Origin of the sequence: Dyella amyloliquefaciens (assembly GCF_004296575.1) — a bacterium.
GTDB lineage: Bacteria > Pseudomonadota > Gammaproteobacteria > Xanthomonadales > Rhodanobacteraceae > Dyella > Dyella amyloliquefaciens.
Map to the genome: position 1 here is coordinate 226,514 of NZ_SAYT01000006.1, position 19,833 is coordinate 246,346.

General features: G+C 63.2%; 14 protein-coding genes. 5 read left to right on the forward strand and 9 right to left on the reverse strand.

Annotation, left to right across the window (positions count from 1 at the left end; all coding sequences use genetic code 11):
* Window positions 1-17: 17 nt before the first annotated feature.
* The 5 genes from EPB08_RS15830 to EPB08_RS15850 are packed head-to-tail and all read right to left on the reverse strand — an operon-like array spanning window position 18 to window position 7,605.
* Window positions 18-875, reverse strand: coding sequence for a MurR/RpiR family transcriptional regulator (locus EPB08_RS15830; RefSeq protein WP_165418519.1), 858 nt, complete (start codon window positions 873-875; stop codon window positions 18-20).
* Between the two features lie 10 nt (window positions 876-885).
* Window positions 886-2,208, reverse strand: a complete 1,323-nt coding sequence (locus EPB08_RS15835) for a peptide MFS transporter (RefSeq protein ID WP_130620081.1) — start codon at window positions 2,206-2,208, stop codon at window positions 886-888.
* A gap of 23 nt (window positions 2,209-2,231) precedes the next feature.
* The gene (locus EPB08_RS15840) at window positions 2,232-3,248 is read right to left on the reverse strand and encodes a dipeptide epimerase (protein WP_130620082.1); all 1,017 of its coding nucleotides are present in this window, start codon (window positions 3,246-3,248) and stop codon (window positions 2,232-2,234) included.
* 11 nt (window positions 3,249-3,259) lie between these two features.
* Window positions 3,260-5,260, reverse strand: a complete 2,001-nt coding sequence (locus EPB08_RS15845) for a serine hydrolase domain-containing protein (protein WP_130620083.1) — start codon at window positions 5,258-5,260, stop codon at window positions 3,260-3,262.
* A 29-nt stretch (window positions 5,261-5,289) separates the two neighbouring features.
* Window positions 5,290-7,605: a TonB-dependent receptor gene (locus EPB08_RS15850; protein WP_130620084.1), complete on the reverse strand. Its 2,316-nt coding sequence runs from the start codon at window positions 7,603-7,605 to the stop codon at window positions 5,290-5,292.
* A gap of 352 nt (window positions 7,606-7,957) precedes the next feature.
* On the opposite strand from EPB08_RS15850, the gene EPB08_RS15855 reads away from it, so the two are divergent.
* Entirely contained in the window at window positions 7,958-8,860 is a 903-nt protein-coding gene (locus EPB08_RS15855; protein WP_130620085.1) for a patatin-like phospholipase family protein, read from the forward strand.
* Window positions 8,861-9,023: 163 nt separating this feature from the next.
* On the opposite strand, the gene EPB08_RS21090 is transcribed toward EPB08_RS15855, so the two are convergent.
* From EPB08_RS21090 to EPB08_RS15870, 4 genes are all read right to left on the reverse strand, one after another.
* Window positions 9,024-9,182 (reverse strand): hypothetical protein, encoded by a 159-nt coding sequence (locus EPB08_RS21090; protein WP_165418520.1) that lies wholly within the window; start codon window positions 9,180-9,182, stop codon window positions 9,024-9,026.
* Window positions 9,183-9,439: 257 nt separating this feature from the next.
* Complete coding sequence (locus EPB08_RS15860; RefSeq protein WP_165418521.1) at window positions 9,440-10,810, reverse strand: phenylacetate--CoA ligase family protein; 1,371 nt, start codon at window positions 10,808-10,810, stop codon at window positions 9,440-9,442.
* A gap of 530 nt (window positions 10,811-11,340) precedes the next feature.
* The gene (locus EPB08_RS15865) at window positions 11,341-12,024 is read right to left on the reverse strand and encodes a Fe2+-dependent dioxygenase (RefSeq protein ID WP_130620086.1); all 684 of its coding nucleotides are present in this window, start codon (window positions 12,022-12,024) and stop codon (window positions 11,341-11,343) included.
* Window positions 12,025-12,035: 11 nt separating this feature from the next.
* On the reverse strand, window positions 12,036-14,345 hold the full coding sequence (locus EPB08_RS15870; protein ID WP_165418522.1) for a TonB-dependent receptor: 2,310 nt from the start codon (window positions 14,343-14,345) through the stop codon (window positions 12,036-12,038).
* Window positions 14,346-14,705: 360 nt separating this feature from the next.
* Here EPB08_RS15870 and EPB08_RS15875 point away from each other — a divergent pair, with 360 nt between their 5' ends.
* The 4 genes from EPB08_RS15875 (at window position 14,706) to EPB08_RS15895 (ending at window position 19,584) form a co-directional block, all read left to right on the forward strand.
* Window positions 14,706-15,392 carry a response regulator transcription factor gene (locus EPB08_RS15875; RefSeq protein ID WP_130620107.1) on the forward strand — a complete coding sequence of 229 codons (687 nt, stop codon included), beginning with the start codon at window positions 14,706-14,708 and terminating at the stop codon, window positions 15,390-15,392.
* Window positions 15,389-16,642, forward strand: a complete 1,254-nt coding sequence (locus tag EPB08_RS15880; protein WP_130620088.1) for a sensor histidine kinase — start codon at window positions 15,389-15,391, stop codon at window positions 16,640-16,642. The genes EPB08_RS15875 and EPB08_RS15880 overlap by 4 nt, the downstream gene beginning before the upstream one ends.
* A 357-nt stretch (window positions 16,643-16,999) precedes the next feature.
* Window positions 17,000-17,719 carry a hypothetical protein gene (locus tag EPB08_RS15885; protein WP_130620089.1) on the forward strand — a complete coding sequence of 240 codons (720 nt, stop codon included), beginning with the start codon at window positions 17,000-17,002 and terminating at the stop codon, window positions 17,717-17,719.
* Between the two features lie 836 nt (window positions 17,720-18,555).
* Complete coding sequence (locus EPB08_RS15895) at window positions 18,556-19,584, forward strand: OB-fold protein (protein ID WP_205746367.1); 1,029 nt, start codon at window positions 18,556-18,558, stop codon at window positions 19,582-19,584.
* Window positions 19,585-19,833: the final 249 nt, after the last annotated feature.

Genomic DNA, 19,833 nt, shown 5'->3' on the forward strand with positions numbered 1-19,833 from the left:
GTCGCTACAGCATCCGGTTAGCGCGACTTGGGCGGCCTTCCGGGGCCGGCGCCGAGATAACCCACGAGGTCCTGGCGCAGTTCGTTGATCTCGCTGAGGCGGTCCATGACATCGCCGCTTTCCTTGCTCACGTCCGCGACGATGAGGCTGAACAAGCTGGAGACAGCGCTGAAGCTGTGCCATACCTCGCTGGCTTCGACCATCAGCACGTGTGGCGTGACTTCGGGTGCCCAGTAGCAATCGGTGTCGGTGATCAGGACCAGCGGAATCTTTCGTTCGACCACGCGTTCGGCGATGGTGCGGAACTGCTTGAAGTAGCGGCGCATGTCGATGAGCACGACACAGCTGTTCTTCGTCGAGTCGAGCAGCAGATCCGGGTACGCCGCATCGGAGCCGTCACTGAAGGCCACGCGCGGACGCACCTGTTGCAACAGTTTTGCCAGGCCGAGGCCGAGGAAGGTGCTGTGCTGGAAGCTGGCGACGGATACCTGGTCGGCGGAGACCAGCAGCTTGATGATGTTCTTCCATGCCTTGGTGCGTGCCAGTGCGTGTGCACTCGCGAGGCCACGCGTTTCCGCCTGCAGGTGCGCATCGACCTCGTCGGCGTCCTTGACCTGTTCCTGCGGCTTGTAGAAATGGCGCCACGTGTTGTCGCCGCGAATCTCTTCCTTGAGGTCACCCAGGCTGGCATAGCCCAGCGCACGCATGAAGCGACCGACCGTCATCGGGCTGACACCGACGCGCTTGCCCACCGACGTTGCCGTTTCGAAGGGAAGCTCGCGGATGTTGTGCATCAGGTACGTCGCAATCTTGCGCTCGGAGGCCGTGAAGTTCTCCCAGTTTTCCTTGAGCTTTTGCTTGAAGTCCTTGGACATGCGGTTCAGCTCACGGCGACACCATGGCGGCGACGCTTCGATTATCACGTATTTGCCCGCGTCCGACGCGCCGGCCCACGACGAAAAGCAGCGCCGCAGAAAAGCCGGCCACGCCGCCCATGGCCACGAAGAACACGCCATGCGGCCATCTGCTCCACAACGTGCCCAGCGCGCCGGCGAGCAGGTTCCCGAAGAAGCCGGCGAAGAACCACAGGGCGATACAGGTGGCACGCCAGCCTTCCGGTGCGGTGTGACCGAACAGGCCGAGTCCGACCGGAAGGATGTACAGCTCGCCCAGCGTCATCAGCACGAACCAGCCGACCAACCATGCCCAGTGTGCGTGCACGCCACGCGCCTGCGACCAGCCAGCCACGGCAGCGAGCGCCAGGTACGACACGCCGACCACGGCGGCGCCGAAGGCCATCTTGTAGAGCGATGGTGTGTCCACGCCGCGCTTGGCGAGGCGCGACCATCGCGCGACGAGCAAGGGCGTGGCGGCGAAAACGACGAGCGGATCGAGCGCCTGGAACCAGGCCATCGGAATGCTCCAGCCCGCCGTGACCTGTCGGTCCACGCCCACGTCCGCCCACAGCGCGATGGTGTTGCCTACCTGTTCGTAGGCGCCGCGGAACACCACGACGATGGCCGCCACGCCCATGAGAAAAAACAGCTGTCGCCGCGCGGTGCGGTCCATCGGGGAGCGGGTTCCCCTCACCTGGGCCACGCGCGCCGGCTCTGGCGGCAAATGCCGCAGACCCGCCACGTAAACCACCAGCGAAACGAGCATGCCGACGCCAGCTGCGGCGAATCCCCAGTGCCAACCGTAGGCTTCGCCCAAAAAACCGCATACCAGCGGTGCGAGGAAGGCACCGAGGTTCACGCCCACGTAGTAGATGTTGTACGCACTCTTGCTGCGTACATCGCCTTCCCGGTAAAGCCCTTCAATCTGGCTCGCCAGGCAGGGAAGGAACAGGCCATTGCCCAGCGCGATGGTCACGAGCGCCGGATAGAACAGCGGCTCGGACGCCATCATGAAATGGCCCATCGCCATGGTGGCGCCACCGATCAATACCGCTCGGCGCTTGCCGAGCCAGCGGTCCGCGATGAGTCCGCCGAAGATCGGGGTGAAATAGACCAGCGCCGCATAGAAGCCATAAATGAGCGAGGCGTATTCCTGCCCGATATCCAGCCGCTTGGTCATGTAGTAGACCAGCAGCGCACGCATGCCGAAGAAGGAAAACATCTCCCACATTTCGGTGAGAAACAGCACGGTCAGGCCGATGGGATGCCCAAGAAACTGGCGCTCGCGACCGTTCGGTACTGCCTCGGACATGCTTGATCTCACTTCAGTGAGTGTTACGCCGCGGCGCTGCGCGGGCCACCCCAGACTTCATCCGGGCACCACACGCGGCCGTTCTGGTAGCTGATGGCGGGGTCGCGGTCGGCCCGTATGAACATCGGGCCGTCCAGGTCGACCACCGAACACAGCGAACCTAGCACGAAGGCCGGGCCCATCGACCACGACGTACCGCCCATGTTGCCCACCATCAGCTGAAAGCCGAGCTTCCTCGCTTCCTGCGCGAGCGCAAGACCCGCCGTGAGTCCGCCGCACTTGTCGAGCTTGATATTGATGATCTGTACGCGGCCCTTAAGCCTGGCGAGGTCGTTGCGGTCCTGCACGCTCTCGTCGGCGGCGAAGGGAATGGGACACTCGAACCCGTCGAACAGGTCTTCCTGGCCAATGGGGAACGGCTGTTCGATCACCGACACGCCCGATTCGATGAAGGTGGGCACCACCTCGCGCAGCGTTTCGCGCGTGAAGCCCTGGTTGGCATCCACCATCAGCCATGCATCGGGGCAGGCACGGCGGGCTGCCTTCACGCGCTCGGCGTTGAGCGGATCGTTGGTGAGCTTGAGCTTTATCGCCCTCGCACCATGGAACTCGCGCGCGGCAGCTTCCACCTGCTCAGGCGCGTCGGCGCTCAGCGTGTAGGTGGTCAGCAGGGGCCGTGGTTCGGCAACTCCGGCCAGCTGCCACACCGGAACGCCCCGGCGCTTTGCCTCCAGATCCCACAATGCGCAGTCCAGCGCATTGCGTGCGCCGCCGGGCGGCAGCAGGTCCAGCACCTGCTCGCGCGTCACGCCGCTTTCGATCAGCTCGCGCAGGGCTTCAACCTGCTCGATCATCGAGGTCGGCGTGTCATGCCGGTAGTAGACGCCCAGGCCTTCGCCGCGGCCGATGAATTCGCCGTCACGCAGCGTGACCACCAGCGCATCGCACGCCGTGAAGGTGTAGCCGGTGATGTGGAACGGCTGCTTGAGCGGCAGCTTCTCGATATGTGTTTCCAAAACCACGGACGACGGCCCGGTCATGATCGCTTCCCCTAGAAATGCGTGTTGAAGCTGACCAGCCCGAACGCCAGGATGAACCAGCCTAGATAGAGCGCCGCCAGTGCAAGCACGACTTCGCCGAACTTCACCCAGCGGCTACGCTGCGCCTGGGTCAGCGTGCGGACGGCATGCGCGGCGATGGCGATCACGCCGATCAGCGCCATCACGCCGAGCACGTACAGCAGCATCATCCAGGGAGCGGCCGTGCCATGAAGCAGCAGCTTCTCGTTGGCGCCGATGGCAGCACCCAGCGCGAACCAGCCCGCGACAGAGAGGAACAGCACGAGCACGCCGAGGCGGGAGAGGCGGGAGAGGCGTCGGGAGCGGCGCGCTGCCATCGTGAGTTCAAGCGTCGCGCGGTAGTGGCGCCGCACCAGCGGGGCGATTGCCCATGCCAGCAACGTCACCAGCACGACGAGCATGGATACGCCCAGCAGCGGCATGACATTGCCTGAGCCGTGCGACGCCGATACGCGCTCGAACACGGTGATGGCGGGGATGTAGTCGGTCGTCCAGTAGTCGATGCTGCCATCGGCGCGAGGCACGAAGTCGAGGCGGTCGCTACCGTTGACCTGGAGATAGTGCAGCGGCGCCACTTCACGCCAGTGCAGCGGCTTTCCGGCGTCGTCGCTCAGCATGGGCGACACCGTGATGGTGCCGTCCGGCTCGGCCGCGACGTGGAACTGCGACAGCAGCGAGAACAGGCGCAGCGCGCTGTCGTTGCGTCGGGTCATCTGATACCAGCCGACCACCCTGGATGCATCGCCGGCCGCGCTCGCAAGTGTCTGTTGCGTAGGCAGCGGGGCGGGGAAGTAGCGGTCGAGGAAATCGTGGAAGATGGCCGCGCGCACCATGCGTACGCCGCCCGCATCGGGGCTACCTGCGCTGTTGAACGACATGAAGATGCCCACGCCCTTGTCCAGCAACAGGTGCAGGTCGCTGTGGAACACCACGGTGTCGCCACCGTGGCCGGCGATGCGCAGGCCGTTGCGGTCCTCGCGATAGAAACCGAGGCCGTAACCAGGCATGCCTGGCGCCGGCGTGTAGTGCTGCTCGTGCATCGCACTGATGGTTTCGGGCTTGAGGATGCTTGCGTCGCCGTATCGACCGCCCTGCAGCTGGGCGATCAGGAAGCGTGCCATGTCGGTCGCGGTGGAGCTCATGGCGCCAGCCGGCGCGGGATCCACCGCCTCGAAGGGCTGCGGCTTGCCGTCCGAGGCGGTCCGATAGCCCTTCGCCATCAGCGGTGCCAGCGATGCCGGCAGCGGCTGCGCAAAGGTTGAGTGCGCCATGCCCAGCGGCTGGAAGATGTGGTGGGCGATGTAGTCATCGAAACGTTCGCCCGATACGCGCTGCACGATATAGCCGGCCAAACCGCAGCCGTAGTTCGAGTAGGCCACGCGATCGCCCGCCGGGAAGATGCGCGCCGGCACATGATCCTTGAGGTAGCGTTCCAGGTTCACGTCATCGACGGATGCCGGGAGCAGGTCGCGGGCGGAATCCTCGAAACCCGCGGTGTGCGTCAGCAGATCCTGCAACGTGATGGGGCGGCCATCGCGCGGTGGGATCTTGAAGTCGAGGTAGTCGTTGATGTCGCGGTCGAGTCTCAGCGAACCCTTCTCGACCAGCTGCATCACCGCCGTCCAGGTGAACAGCTTGGACGTCGAACCGGGGCGGAACAGCGTGCTGTCAGGCGAGACCGGCGCCCGCGTGGCGAGGTCGGCGTAGCCGTAACCCTTGGCGAACAGTACTTGTCCGTCCTTCACCACCACGACCACGCCGCCGGCGATATCGCTGCGGCGTAGTGCAAAAGGCAGCATGCCGTCGAAGAAGGCGCCGACGTCCGTCTCCGTCATCGCGGGCGCCACGTCGGCCCCTGCGGGTGCGACCGCAGGGGCATTCGATGCCGGCGCAGGGATGGCCTGCGCCATCGCTGCACCCATGCTCAGGCTCAGGCACGCGACGAACGCCGCGGCACGCTTCAGTGGTCTCATCCTGGCTTTCCCGTGGATCGATGGAGGCTTCAGAAATCGACGGTGGCCGATACACCGATCGTGCGCGGCGTCTGCACCGTGGCGTTGAACGGGCTGGTGATCGAACTCTGCGTTTCCGGCCACACGGACGTGATGCCGTGCTTGTTCGCCAGGTTCTTGGCGTAGACCTTGAACGTCCAGTTGCCCACGTTGGTGCCGGCGTAAACGTCGATGTTGTTGTAGCCGGGCAGGAAGTAGCGCGGTGCCGGTTGGGTGTTGAACTCGGCGGCGCGACGGCCGACGAAACTGAAGTTGCCACCCACGAAGCCGGACCATGTCCCCATCGGGAAGTTGTAGTCCACGCCGAGATTCGCGTTCCACTTCGGCACGTAAGGCAGCGGATCGCCCTTCAGGCCGTACACGCTGCCTGGCGGGTTGTCTTCCGCGAGCTTGGCATCGGTATACGTGGCATTCGCCCACAAGGTGAGTCCGCGCGCCGCGTTGTAGCGCCAGTTCGCTTCGAAACCCTCGCTGGTGGCCTTGCCGCCATTACCCAGGAAGCTGAAGCCGCCGGCGGTGGAGGTGAGCTGCACCTTGGACCAGTCGATGTAGAACGCGTTGAGCTCGACGCTCATGCTGTGGTCGAGCATCAGCGCCTTCAGGCCGACTTCGTAGTTGGTGAGCCTGTCGGGGTCGAAGGTGAGCGGTGCGCCGAGGCCCGGCGGCACGCCCACGTTGGCGCCGCCCGGGCGGAAGCCGGAGGCGATGCGCACGTAGCCCATGATGTCTTCGCTGAACTTGTAGCTCGGGTTGAACAGGTACGTGACCGGGTGATCGCTGCCTCGCGTGGTGAAGCTCGAGTCACCCGTGAGAATGCCGGTGTTGGTCTGCGTGTAGGTGGTCTGGTCGCTGCTGTAGCGCGCGCCGACCAGGACGCTGAGGCGGTCGCTGGCGTGCCAGGTCAGGTCGCCGTAACCCGCCCATTCCTTGAAGATGGCAGGGCCGACGGACACAATGCCCAGTGTCGGCAGGGCAATCGGCGCGCCCGTGGTGTAGTCGAAGCTGGTGATCTCCTGTCCATCGACCGTGTGCTCACGGGTGAAGAACATACCGGTGCGCCATTCCCAAGTCTGGTCGGCCGGCGACTGCAGGCGCAGTTCCTGCGTCACCTTGTTGAGGGAGATGGGCTGCACTTCCGCGTAGCCGCCGTTGGGCACACCGAAGATCGAGTTGAGCATGGGCCCGAACAGGGCGGTGAGGTCCTGGCTCTGGTTGAGCCGCAGCGTGCCGTAGCTGGTGGTGGAGTACAGCGTGGCCCAGCCCATGTCGTCGCTGATGGACAGGTCGTACAGGCGATACTTCACCTTGAACATGCCGGTATTGGCGGCGCGGTTCTGCTTGTCCCAGCCGTATACAGGTTGCATGGTGTTCGGGTCGAGGTCGATGCCGCCGTTCGCCAGGCCGTCGCTGCTCAGGTTCTGCGCGAGGGCGGAGAAGCGCACCGACACCTTCTCGCTCGGCGTCCACAACAGTTGTGCGCGACCGCCGCGCACCTTGGCCTCGTTCACTTCGGTCTTGCCGGTATTCACGTTGTCGATATAGCCCGGATCCGTGCGGCCATAGGCGTTGACGCGCAGGCCCAGGGTGTCCTGGATCAGGGGAATATTGGCCATCGCGTGCGCGCCGAAGCCGTTGCCGCCGCTGTCCACGCTGTTGGCGTCGACGCCGATGCGTCCGCTCGCCTGGCTGGTGTCCGGCGGGGTGGTGACGAACTTGACGAGGCCGCCGAGCGTGTTCGACCCGTACAGCGTGCCCTGCGGTCCGCGCAGTACTTCGATGCGCTGGATGTCGTTGGGATCGATGTCTGGCGTCAGCATGCTGCCGGCGGCGTAGATCGTGCTCGAGCCGTACGGCGTGTCGTCGATGTAGGTGCCGACGGTGGCATTGGGCTGATGGCTGCCCGAGGTGATGCCGCGCAGCACCAGCTGCGTCCAGCCTTGTCCACTCGAGATGGTATTGAGGCCCGGGACCTGGGTGGCGTAGTCGGCGAAGCTGTTCGCGCTCTGGCGATCCAGCTGCGTTTCGTCGAGCACCGATACCGCCATGGGCACGTCCTGCAGCCGCTCGTCGCGCTTGTTGGCCGTCACGATGACGGTGCCCAGCTGCTTGGTATCGGCAGGCGCCTGCTTGGGCGATGCGCTGGCGGCTTGTACGCCGTCAGGAGTTGCCTGACTTGCGGCATCGCTCGACGAAGCGGCTCCGTTGCCAGCGGTGGTCTCTGCGTGCGAGCACAGAGGAGCCGCCAGTCCCAGCGCGATGGCGAGGCACAGACGACGGCGATCAAACGGCGAACAGAACTTATCCACGACACGTCCCCCACGTGAAACGGCTATCCCGTTGCCAATGGTGATATCACTCTAACAATTGCCTGTCAATGTTCGATAGCAAACATTTTTTTGTTCGGACGTCCGGGGCGGGAACGGGCTTTCGGGACGTCGAGGGGCTTTTGGGGCGGTTCCGTTGACGCCACCCGGCTAGCCTCATGGAAATGCGCGTTTCCGGCCTTTCGCCTGCGGACGCGCAGTCTTCATGGGCATTGGAGGAAGTTGGCGCAGCGGCGTACAACAGGCATCAGCCACGCACGGCCTCCCTTGAAGTCGCCCCGCGGATACCCAGTTCGTTTCAAGTACCGCAACAGCCATGGACAGCGCGATGCGCATGCCGCTTCCTGATAGGCCGATCGCTGTCGACACCACCCAGCTGGGGCGGTTTCATCGCGTGGTATTTGCCGGTGGAGGGAATCGCTGCTGGTGGCAGGCCGGGCTCATGCATTGCCTGATGGATCGGGGGATGGCCCTGCCGCCGATGATGGTGGGCACCAGTGCGGGAGCTGCCATTGCGGCGTCATGCCTGACCGGCGGCACTCCAGCGGCGCTTGCGTCATGCAAGACATTCTTCAGTGCGACGACGAGCGTGTGGGATCACCGCCATGTCTGGCGCGGGCGCCTCGACTTTGCCCATGAGCGGATCTATCCCGCCTGGATTGGATCGTTCGTGCACGAAGGAAACTTTGGCCATCTGGCCTCGTCCACGACGCGCCTGATGGTCGCGTTCACCCGCCCGTCGCGCGCGCTGGGGCTGGCGGGGTCGCTCTTTGCCGGCACGCTGGCCCATGTGCTCGACAAACATCTCTGGCACCGCATTCATCCCGAGCTGCCCAGGCGTTTTGGTTTGCGCCAGGACTATGCCGTGCTCAACACCTGTGCCGATCCGGCAGAGGCGCAGAACATCCTGGTGGCAGCCGCGGCCGCGCCGCCGTTGATTCGTACGCGTACCGTCGATGCGTTGCCCGCCCTGGACGGAGGCTATGTCGACAGTGCGCCGGTACCGGAGACCCCCGAGTCGAACAGCCGGGACCATGCCACCCTGATCCTGCTGACCCGGCACTATCCCGCGCTTCCGCAGATCTTCGACTGCATGGGGCGGCGCTACTGGCAGCCGTCGCGGCCCGTGCCGGTATCCACCTGGGATTGCACGCGCGCCGCCACCGTGTCCGATGCGTTTTCGCTGGGCTTTGACGATGCGTGCGAGGCGATGAAGAAGGGCCGCATGGTGTTGTGATGGGGCAGCGCGAGCATGTCGCCCGCGCGGTCGTTCCCACGCAAGGCTATGGGTTGATACAGCCAGTGCTCCACGACCTGGCGGTGGCATCGGGCACAGGCCCCGATGCGGGTCGCCCAAACCCGGGAGGGTGGGGTGCCTCACCGGGTGGGATGCAGCCTCGTCACTGGTCCGCAGTCACGCCCTGCACCACGCCGGGGGCTTTGCCGATCTGGGAGGCCAGTCCGATCGCGATCGCGCCGTAGATCGCGACGCAGAGCATGGAAAGAAGGATCACGACGACAGTCGTTCCGGCGGGCTTTTTCAGCTTGAGCTTTTGCATGGAGATAAGGCGCCTGTTGAGACCGGCGCTGAGGCATAAGGGTAGGGCCTTGGAGTCTGACAGGACGCCGGATCAGTCTTGCGCGGCAAGTGGGCGCATGCGGCAAAGTGCCCGGCGTTGGCCGTCCCGGATCGGGGCACCCGCCATCCGCCTGCAAGCACCGCAACCGGCGGCAGTTTCGCCGCCGGGAGGATGCTCAGCGTAGCCGCCGCAAGGGTTCGGCGTTGGCTGAAGTGCAAGGTCGGCTTGCGCCTTTGTCAATGGACGGGCTGGTCCTGCAGCTCGGAAATCGTCAGCCGGGTCTTGCCGCTGCTGGTGAGCGGAATGTCATCCACGAAATGACAGTGCAGCTGAACACTGTCTCCGAGCACTTTGTGGATCTCGTGGCGGATGAAGGCGAGCGAGTCGTCGTCAAACGCCGGGCCGCGCACGATGGATATGTCCAGGCGGTCCCGTTGCCGCTGCATCACCTGGTAGCGCGCCACGCCTTTCGTCTCCTTGAACAGGAAGGGGAAGAACATGCCCGGCAGGATGCGGCCGTCCGGTGTATGGATGGCATCGAGCACGCGGCCCTCCACGCGCTTGAGCAAAGGCAGTCCGCGGCCGCAACTGCATTCGTGATGCGCCGGCGTGGCCAGATCGGTCGTGGCATAGCGTATGAATGGCATGCCGAAATTGGAGAGGTCCGTAACCACGACTTCACCGGTTTCGCCCTCCACCGGCGCGTCGGCTGTTTTCGGCAGCTCCACGACAAGATGATCGCTGCTGACGTGCAGGCCTTCGTGCCGTTCGCATTCCGCCGCCACCAACATGAATTCACGGCAGCCGTAGGTATTGAACGCAGGGCAGCCGAACGCCTTCTCGACGATATCCCGCTGGAATTCGTGCATCGCCTCGCCACAGGAAATGAACGAGCGCGGGGTATGCACGCGTCGACCGGTATCGAGCAGCCACTGCGCCAGGCGGATCAGCGGCCCCGTGTAGCCGAGCAATACCTTGGGTCGGAATGCGTCGATGGCATCGGCGTATTCGGACATGTTCGCTTCGCTCATGGGGAAGCTGTTGACGACCCGGCGCGAGAACGCTGCGTGATACATGCGCTCCCTGATGCGTTGCTTCCATGGAAGGTTGCCTACACCTGCACCCCATAACATCAGGCTGCGCGTGCCCAGCGGTGCGTCGGCCCAAGCATAGCCACGCCACATCACGGCATGCCGGCGCTCATTGCTTTCGCGCGTGTACCCAAAGCGCATCGGTTCGCCGGTGGATCCGCCCGTGGCCTTGTAGAGCAGCTTGTCGCGCAAGGATCCTGCTTTGAGATCCTCGAAGTTCGCCCGTATGTCCGCCTTGGTGAGCAAAGGCAGCCTGGCGAAGTCGTCCATGCTCCGGATGTCATCGGGAACGAGGCCCAGCGCTTGCCACTGCTTCTGGTAGTAGGGCACCTCGCGGTAGCAGTGTTCCAGCAACTGCTTGAGCCGCACCCATTGCAGCTGCGCTACCTGCTCGGACGACATCCACTGGTCGTGTTCGTAGCGGTCCAGCCACGACAGCGTGCCGCGATGGCGAAGCCCGGATTCGTAGGCGGGAAACAACACCCGCCGGAAGGCTGTTTCATATAACTGACCCATGCCGTTCCCCTATGATTTGGCCGTCCGCTTATGCGCACAGCAATACCTTGCGATATCGCACAAAATTACGAATAGGCAATCGCCTGCGTGGTTTTCCCCGGCCCCTGTTAGACGCCCGCAAGCTTACGTCCATCTTTCGAAAGGATCGGAAGAAAGGCCTATGCAGTTCTGCAGGGCTATGCCAATGGCGAGGACCGGAAGGGAATCCCGATGAGTGATGCCGACGGCCTTCCATGTCGGTGCGCACCCGCTGAACGAGCAAATCTGTGCCGGGCTATGTGTGCTTCGACGCCGGTGCCTCTATGGGAAGTCACCGCACTCTGTGGCGCGCCGGTGTGCAGAAGCTGACGGATCGACGCTACGGGGTGGCGGCCAATGATGGCTCGGTGTGGCCGGGGATGCCGCGCACGCATTCTCGCTCGATGCAGTTCGATATCTGATGCACGCGCCGGCCCATCGCGTAGTCGCTCAAGAAGGCAGGGGCAGCGTGCGCGCACGCCGCCCCTGGAACGCCTGCAAGGCTGGGCCGATCAGACGTCTGCCCAGTACCGGATGAGGTTGTGGTAGATGTTGGTCAGCTGGCGGACTTCCGGATCATTGCGCCCCAGCCGGCCCACGAGCTTCTGGATCGCGTCGTCCATATCGAACGTCATGCGCCGCGCATGGGTGTCCTTGATCATGCTCTGCACCCAGAAAAACGAGCACACGCGCGCGCCTCGGGTCACGGGGGTGACCATGTGCAGGCTGGTGGACGGGTAAAGCACGACGTGCCCGGCCGGCAGCTTGACCTTGTGTGAGCCGTAGTAGTCCTCGACGACCAGCTCGCCGCCGTCGTACTCGTCGGGCTCGGAAAGAAACAGCGTGACGGAAAGGTCCGTGCGTATCCGCAACCGCGTGAGCCGGTCGCCGCGGATGCAGTTGTCCACGTGCTCGCCGAAGAACTGGCCCGGCCGATAACGGTTGAACAGCGGCGGGAAGATCTCCAGTGGCACGGCCGCGGAAATGAACAGGAGATTGTTGGTGAGCGCACTGATGATGCGCTCGCCCAGCTTGCGCGCCACTGCGCTGTCCGGCGGAAGCTGCTCGTTCTGCTTCACCTCCGCCGACTGCGCTCCGGCCGTGGAGCGGCCGTCCTCCCACTCGTGCGCATCCATGATGCGGCGGAACTCCGCCACCTCGTCCTTGCTCAGCACATCGGGTATGCAAATCAACATGCGTGGTTGCCCTAGAACTTGACGTTGGCGCTCAGCATCAGGCTCCTGCCGGGAGCCACCACGATGAATGGCTGGGCGCTCTGGTACAGCGAATCGTAGTACGTCTTGTTGAAGATGTTCTGCGCATAGAGCTTCAGGGTGACATGGGTGCTTACCCTTGCCTCGGCGAAGGCGTCAAAGCGCCAGTACGACGGCAGCAGGGTCGGGCTGGGCGGTTTCGGGTAGGCGACGCCGCCATTCGCGGCGAGCAGCGAGCCGCCCTTGATCTGTGATGCATAGACCGCCTGGCCGCCAAGCTCCAGCCAGCGATTGACCTGGTACTTGCTCAGGAGGTTGAAGGACTGGTGGGCAATATTGGCCAGCTGCAGGCCAACGTTGGTCGGAACAATCGACTTGGTGATCTTCGATTGCATCAGCACCAGGCCGCCCATGACGCTCCACTGGTCGGTGATCTTGCCGGCGACTTCAAAGTCCAGGCCGCGCACGCGATAGGCCGCGCCGGAAACGATCTGGCCGCTGGTATAGCCCGGCAGGTTCGCAGGTGCCGTCTCGCGTGCATTGGTCACCCGGGTCTCGAATGCCGCGGCCGTGGCCAGCAGGTGGCGATCGAGGAATTCCCACTTGGTACCCACTTCACCGGCCTTGCTCTTCTGCGGTCCGTAGATCTGGGTCGCGTTCTGGGTCGGGGACAGACCGCCGTACGAACTCGACGTGGCATCCAGTTCATCGCCGACGGGGTCGGCTGCCGTGGCGTAGGCGGCGTAGATGCTTCCGTTGGCGGCCGGCTTGTAGACGATGCCCGCGTTGTAGCTGGTGATGCCCGAATCGTCCTTTCGCGAGCTCGTATTGTTCGCTGCGGTGATCTGGTAGTCGTCGTAACGCACGCCGCCATTGACGATGAGGACATCGTTGTAACTCGCCGTATCCATCAGGTAGCCCGCGCTGGTGTCCACCTTGTACCTCAATGGATTGCCCGTGAGCGTGGGCGTATGCGAGCTATAGATGTAGTTGATCGGGTCGTAGACGCTGACGATCGGTGCGCCAGACGATGTGATCGCGACCGGGCCCGTGGTGAGCTCCGAGGTCAACCCCGTGTAGCTGTCGATGCTGATCTTTTCGCTGGAAAACTCGCCGCCGACGACGGCCGTGTGCTGGAGCGGTCCCGTATCGAACCGGAAGATGGCCTGCGGCGAGTCGGCCACGACGGTCACCGGCTCATAGCGACTCTGGGCGTTGAGCTGCACATAGCCGGAGAAGTGGGTGGGCGATGATGAATAGGGTGCGGTGACCGGATTGGTCGCGCTCGGATTCTCGGCGATGGTGCCGACGTAATTGAGCAGCGAATGACTGGCGCGCGCATTGTTCTCCAGCGTCACCGCATCGTTGACCTTCCACTCCATGTCGAGCGTGCCGAGGCTCTGGGTGGACTTGGTGAAGTCGCGGTTGACTGCACCGTAGTACGTATCGCGCGAGACGTCGCCTTCCGTAACCGGCTGGCGGGTGGCCTGGTTATACGGCACGCCGAAGTCGGGAAGACCCCACAGGTGGGTATACGAATAGCCAGCCTTTACCGTGAAGTCCGACGTGGGTTTGAACGTCACGGCGGTGGCGATGCCGGTGCGATTGTCGGTGGCAAAGGCGCGACCCGGTACGTCCGCGTTCTGCGCCATGCCGTTGAAGCGCACGTCGAGCTCAGGGCTCAACGAGCGATTGATGTCGAACGTGCCGCGCTTCATCGAAGCCGTGCCCACTTCACCCTCCAGGTCGGTGAAGTCGACATCGCTCGCCTCCTTGGTGACGATGTTGAGCGCGCCACCTGTCGTTCCGCGACCCGCAAAGGAAGACGCGGGGCCACGCAGAATTTCGATCTGCTCGGTATTGAAGTTCTCGCGGATGCTCACGCCGGGGTCGCGGACACCGTCGACGAAGACATCGTTGCGGGCGTCAAAGCCGCGAATGAAGAAGCGGTCACCAAAGGCATTGCCGCCTTCGCCCGAACCCAGGGTGACGCCCGCGGTCGAGCGCAGCACGTCTCGCAGCGACGTGGCGTCCTTGTCTTCCAGGGCTTCCTTGGGAATCACCGTCACCGTGCGTGGCGTATCGAGTACCGGCTGGGTGAATTTGCTCGAGGACAGCCGATCAATCTTGTACGGAGCCATCGGGTCCGCGTAGGGGTTGGCATCAAGCACCGTCCCCTCGACCACGATCTTGGGGAGAACCGAAGGGTGACTGGCGTCCGCCGCCTGCGGATTCGCGTTGTTGCTGTCTTGCGCCATCGCGGGTGCCGTAGCCGCGCAGGCGAGCGCAATGCAGGAGCTCATCAGGGACACCTTGAATGAGGTGGTGCCGAGCTGCCTGAGGGGTGCGGTATGGGGGTCAATCATCGGTGAACGTCCTGATTGTTTTTATGCTTCTGGTGTGAGCGCGCATGGCACGGGCATGGGGTGGCCGTGACCCTTGAACATGTCGTCGTTGTTTGTGGATTCGCGCGGCGCTCTTGGGGCGTATACGTGCGGCAGCCATACGGGGTGATCGCAACTTCATGCGAAGCGATGGCTCCCATGCGCGCACTCGCATGCCGTATATCAAATACGAACGATTCCCATTAATGTATTCGCCGAATGTCAAATCAATGTCGGACGGTCGTGCTTGCGACCGACGACAGGGGAACGGTCGCGCTGATGGGCAGGAACGTGCTGGTGATCGAGGACAGCCCAGGCCAGGTAGCCAACTTGTATGGCTACCTGGAGCCGCGCGGCTTTGTCCTGGACGTGGCGCTCGACGGCAGGGCAGGACTGGAACTCGCGCTGCGCGAGCCTTATGACGCCATCGTGCTGGACTGGATGCTCCCGGGAATGGATGGTCCCGCACTGGTGCGGCAGCTGCGCGACGCGGGATCGACCGTCCCCGTGCTCATGCTTACCGCACGCTACGAGCTCGACGACAAGATCGCGGGCTTCCGTTCTGGCGTCGATGACTACCTCACCAAGCCGTTCGCCCTGGCCGAGCTCGAGGTGCGGCTGGAATCGCTGATGGCCCGGGCCCAAGGGCGTCGACAAACGCTGCAGGTCGGCGACCTCCAATTCAATGTCGCTACGCGCGAAGCACACCGCGGCGAGACCCGCTTGCAGCTCTACACGGCCATCACCAACTTGTTGGAGGCCCTGCTCAAGGCCAGCCCAGGCGTGGTGCATCGTGGCGTGCTGGAGACCACCGTGTGGGGTGATAGCGTCCCTGATCGCGATCTGCTGCGCGCCCACATGTACGAGCTTCGCAAGCGGGTCGACGGACCTTTTCCCGTCAAACTCATCCGAACGGTCACCAAGCTCGGTTACCGCATCGCTACGCCAGAAGAACTCGGCACATGAGGAGTCATGCGAGCCTTCGCCGGCGTCTCGTCATAGGCGTGGTGTGCTTCACGGCAACCATAACCACGGCCACGACGCTCATGGGGCTGAGGTTCGACGAGCAGGCCGAACGGCATGTCTGGGAAGCCATGTTCAGAAGCGCAGAGGCACATCCTTCGGTCGGGACGCCAGAAGGCGCGCAAGGGGTCAGGTCTCCCTTCCTTGCCTTCGGCGCAACGTCGGGAAAGCCCGTACCGGCGGAATTTTCAGGGCTGGCACCCGGCATCCACGAAGACATACGCATCGGTGCCCGCACCTACATCATCGATGTGCAAGGAAGCCTGCAGGCCCCGGTGGTGACTGCATTGGACATCACCGACATGGAGCGGCGCGAGGAGCGCCTTGACCTTGACCTGCTCGCATCAGGCGCCGTGGCCGTGCTGCTTCTGATTGCGTCGACGTACATGGCAGCCCGGTGGCTGGTCAGGCCGCTGGCGAAACTGAGCACGATCATTGGCGATCTCCAGACGGGGGCGAGGGGCCAGCGGATCGAGGTGCAGTCCTCCGATCCGTCCGAAGTGGTCGTGATTGCCGATGCCGTGAATGCCTATCTGCGCGACATCGATGGCTACGTGGAGCGGGAACACAGGTTTCTCAATATGGCGAGCCATGAGATACGCACGCCGCTCGCGGTCATTGCCGGCGCGGCGGAGGTAGCGTACGAACAACAGAGCATGGAGTCGGCCCGCCTGCATATTTCGCGCATCGTCGCTGCAACCCATGACATGCGCGACCTCGTAGAGCTGTTGCTTGCGCTGGCCCGTGATCCAAGGCGCCTGCAGTCGAACGGGGCAACTGCAAGTCTCGCCGAAGTCATTCCGAAGATCGTTGCGTATCACGAGCACTTGCTGGAAGGAAAAGATCTGAAAGTCGTCGTCGACAACATGCCCGCGTGCGACGTTTCGTTGCCTCAGGCCATTGCCGTGTCGGTCATCGGAAATCTGTTGCGCAACGCGATAGAGAACGCGGGCCAGGGCGTCATAACGATGTCCATCGAAGACAACGAAACCCTGGTCATCGCCGGCCCTGGTTCCACCCTGTCGCCAGAGGCGCGAAGCCAACTGCAATCCCGCCTGGCACGTGCGGGTATCGGTCGAGGAGATGGCATCGGCCTGGAACTGGTGGAACGCCTTTGTCGCCATGTCGGCTGGGCGTTGGAACTGGGCGTCAGTACAACCGGCAGTACGACCGCACGTCTGGGGCTTCACTAACCACGCACAAGTTGAAATGAGAGGCGCCATGCCTGCAGACGCCGGCGTCTGCTACGGCGATCGGGCTGTGCTTTTCCTTCCCTGATGCGGGCCTTCGACTCGAAGCAGGCCCTTGGCGACAGGCACTGAACACCTGACACCCTATCGGCTCGGCTAGGCCGATCGGGAGTCTTGCGGACGTCGCGACTGGCCGGCACGCTAAGTGGGTCTGCTTTCGACCCGGCATGGGCGCCTTTGGGGGAGCCACGGTGCGGCGACAGAGGGAGCTGGCCCCTCTTGATGGGCCAGCGAGCAGACTGCATCGCGGGGGCCAGCCGAACGCTGGCGGCATATCGGCTTGGGGGAGCTGAGGAACGGATGGCAAACGAACAGGAGCTGGACAGCCGGGACCAGAAGCTGCTGGGCAAGATGCACGCTCACTATGAACAGCTGAGCGACGAACAACTGGCTGCGATTGTCGCCAAGCGCGAGGATCTGACAGCCGTAGCCCAAGTGGCGCTCTCCAACGTGCTGGCTCGACGCGATGCCGAACGCATTGCACAGTGGTCCGACAGCATTCGGCGCGAGCATCAGTCATCGGCTCCGCCCGAAGTGGTGGAAGTGCATGAAGAGGTCGAATGGTCGCATCGCCCTGGCGCTACCAGCGCCTACGCGAAAACCGTGCACATCGCCCGCTGGTTCGCATTCATCCCCGCCGCCTTCTGGGCCGCGGGCTTCCAACGCCTGATCCTGCGTTGGACAGGCTTCTCCTTCGATCCTTCGCTTCGCTTCGATGGCGACCAGAACGTGGCGAGCTTCGCCATCGCCGGCGTACTCACCGCCATCATCGCGCTGGGCATCGGTCTATGGGTCTGCCCGGCGAAAAAGAAGCGCATGCCCGCGCTGATCCTAGGCGCCATCTACTTCGCGAACTTGGCATACGGATTGGCGACGGTATCAGGGCCCCACAGCACGTCCCAGCTGCAGAAGCTGCTTGCGCTTGACTACATCCTGGGCATGGCGACATGCGTGATGATCGTCGGGGTGATCTGGCTGAGGCCTCGGCGGCAATCGCGCGTGGAAGTGGCGGCGGGTTGAGGTGGGGAGGTAGACCCTGACGGGAGTTCATGGCGTCGAGCCGGCTATGGTCGCCAGTTTGGAAGTGTCCGCTTCCGACTGCGGATTCAGCCGGTCGTTGCAACACTCCTGCTGCTCGCGCAGTCTTCAGTGCGTTGCAACGACCGGCTGAATCCGTAACCCATAGAGGACGTTTCGCCAGGAGGAGGTTTGGACCACCAGCCGGGGGCGGATCCGATACGTGCTTATCGTGGATGTCTTCGGCGAGCAGAACCGCTGAAAGCTAGGGTCTGTGATTGAACCATGGAAAAACAGGGTCGGGTTCACTTCGTCGACGAAGGAAGTGGACGGATGGAAGTGAATCTGACCCCGTTACTGGAGCTCGGGCACGCAGGTCTCGCGTCGTGATGCACACCACGAGGTGACGCATGAGCACACATCGGGATGAGGATTTCACAGCCTTTGTTGGGCTGGACTGGGCGGACGCGAAGCATGATTTCTGTTTGCGGCCGAGCGGCAGCGATGCCCGAGAATTCGGCACGTTGCTTCGTCACATAGTTGACGGAAGGCCTCAGGGCGTGAAGCGGACGCTTCTTCTCGCGGGCGGGGCAGGCCCGACACGAGGGCTCATTCGCCTGCCGATGTAGGGCGCTCTTCCGAGGCACGTTCAAGATATTCTGCGCGTGGGCGAGCAGCGCATACATGGATTCCAAAACAGGGGTGGGAACATGGCTTTAATCAAGTGTCCAGATTGCGGCTCCGATGTGAGCAGCGCTGCGCCTTCATGTCCGAAGTGCGGCCGGCCAATCGCCGCGTCGAAAGCGGCTGCCCCCAAGAGGAAGACGAGCGGGTGCCTCGTGGTCATTCTCGTGCTGCTCGCGTTGGGTGTCGTGGGCGCGATCGTTGGAGATCGCGACAAACCAGCTTCAACAACGGAAACACATTCGTCTCCAAGCCCCGCCCCTCCTGAGGAGCCGATTCCTCGACAGGTCACTAAGGTCACGGCCAATCAGCTGTTCAATGCGTACAACGCGAACGAAGTGGCGACTGACGAGGGCATGAAAGGCACTGATGTAGAGGTGACTGGCCAGGTGCAAGAAGTGGCCAAGGATTTCACTGATTCCGTGGTAATCAGCCTTGCGACCAGCAATGAATTCATGCCGGCCCGGATGAGCATGGAGGAAAGCGAACGTGCTCAGGCTGCCACGCTCAAGCCTGGTATGACAGTTGCGATCGTCTGCCCGCGAATGCGCCGCATCATGGGTAGCCCCGCCGGAAGCAAGTGTCGATTTTCGGACCAGGCTATGACACCGCCGCCAGCTCCATCTGCATCGGTGAAGGCGAAGAAGGATCAGGCCGCGCCTCAGGATGTCGCGGCTCTGCTGGCCGTGGAAGATGATCTGGATGACAAGTGCCGGGGTTCTGGGGTCGACTTCGCTTGCGCACAACGAGCGTTCGTCCGCAACAAGATCATGGCAAAAGGCTGGTGCTGGGGGCCTGATGATGCGCCGGACGAGGCGCACAAGCGCTGGCTTCCCTGTGTTGCGGGTCAAGCCGATTTAGATCCGATCCTCTCGAGCGTGAAGGCAGCTTCCTTTGATTGCTCGAAGGCTGACAGGCCGGACGAAATCGTCATTTGTGGCAATCAAGATCTCAGCTTGATGGATGGCGCCATCGGTCGCTATTACCAGCAGATGAAATCCCTGTTTCCCGCTTCTTCCGACAAGGCTACTGAACTCCTGGACACCCAGCGCCAGTTTCTCACTGTACGGCGCCAATGTGAGGCCGATAAGGCTTGCGTTGAGAAAGTGGTGGCACGGCGCTTCAACGCCCTTATGGGGTGCTCTGCGACGTATTGCGACCTGCAGATCGAGTTTCGGAATTGACCGTCACACTCAAGTGCCTAAGTGGCAGTATCTGCGGAGATGCTGCGGTTTGGGATTGCTTGCGTTCGTTTGTGGCGACAAACCGAGCCGAGTTCGAACCAATGTAGTCTGGATCGAGTGTCCGTATATGGACTCCTCCCCATTGCAAGCCTCCCGTGCTCTGGCGTCCGTGTCGACTGCACACGTATATCCGGCCTCTGACAACCACACCGCATAGCGGTGCTGGGCCATGATGGGCTAGTCGCGCGC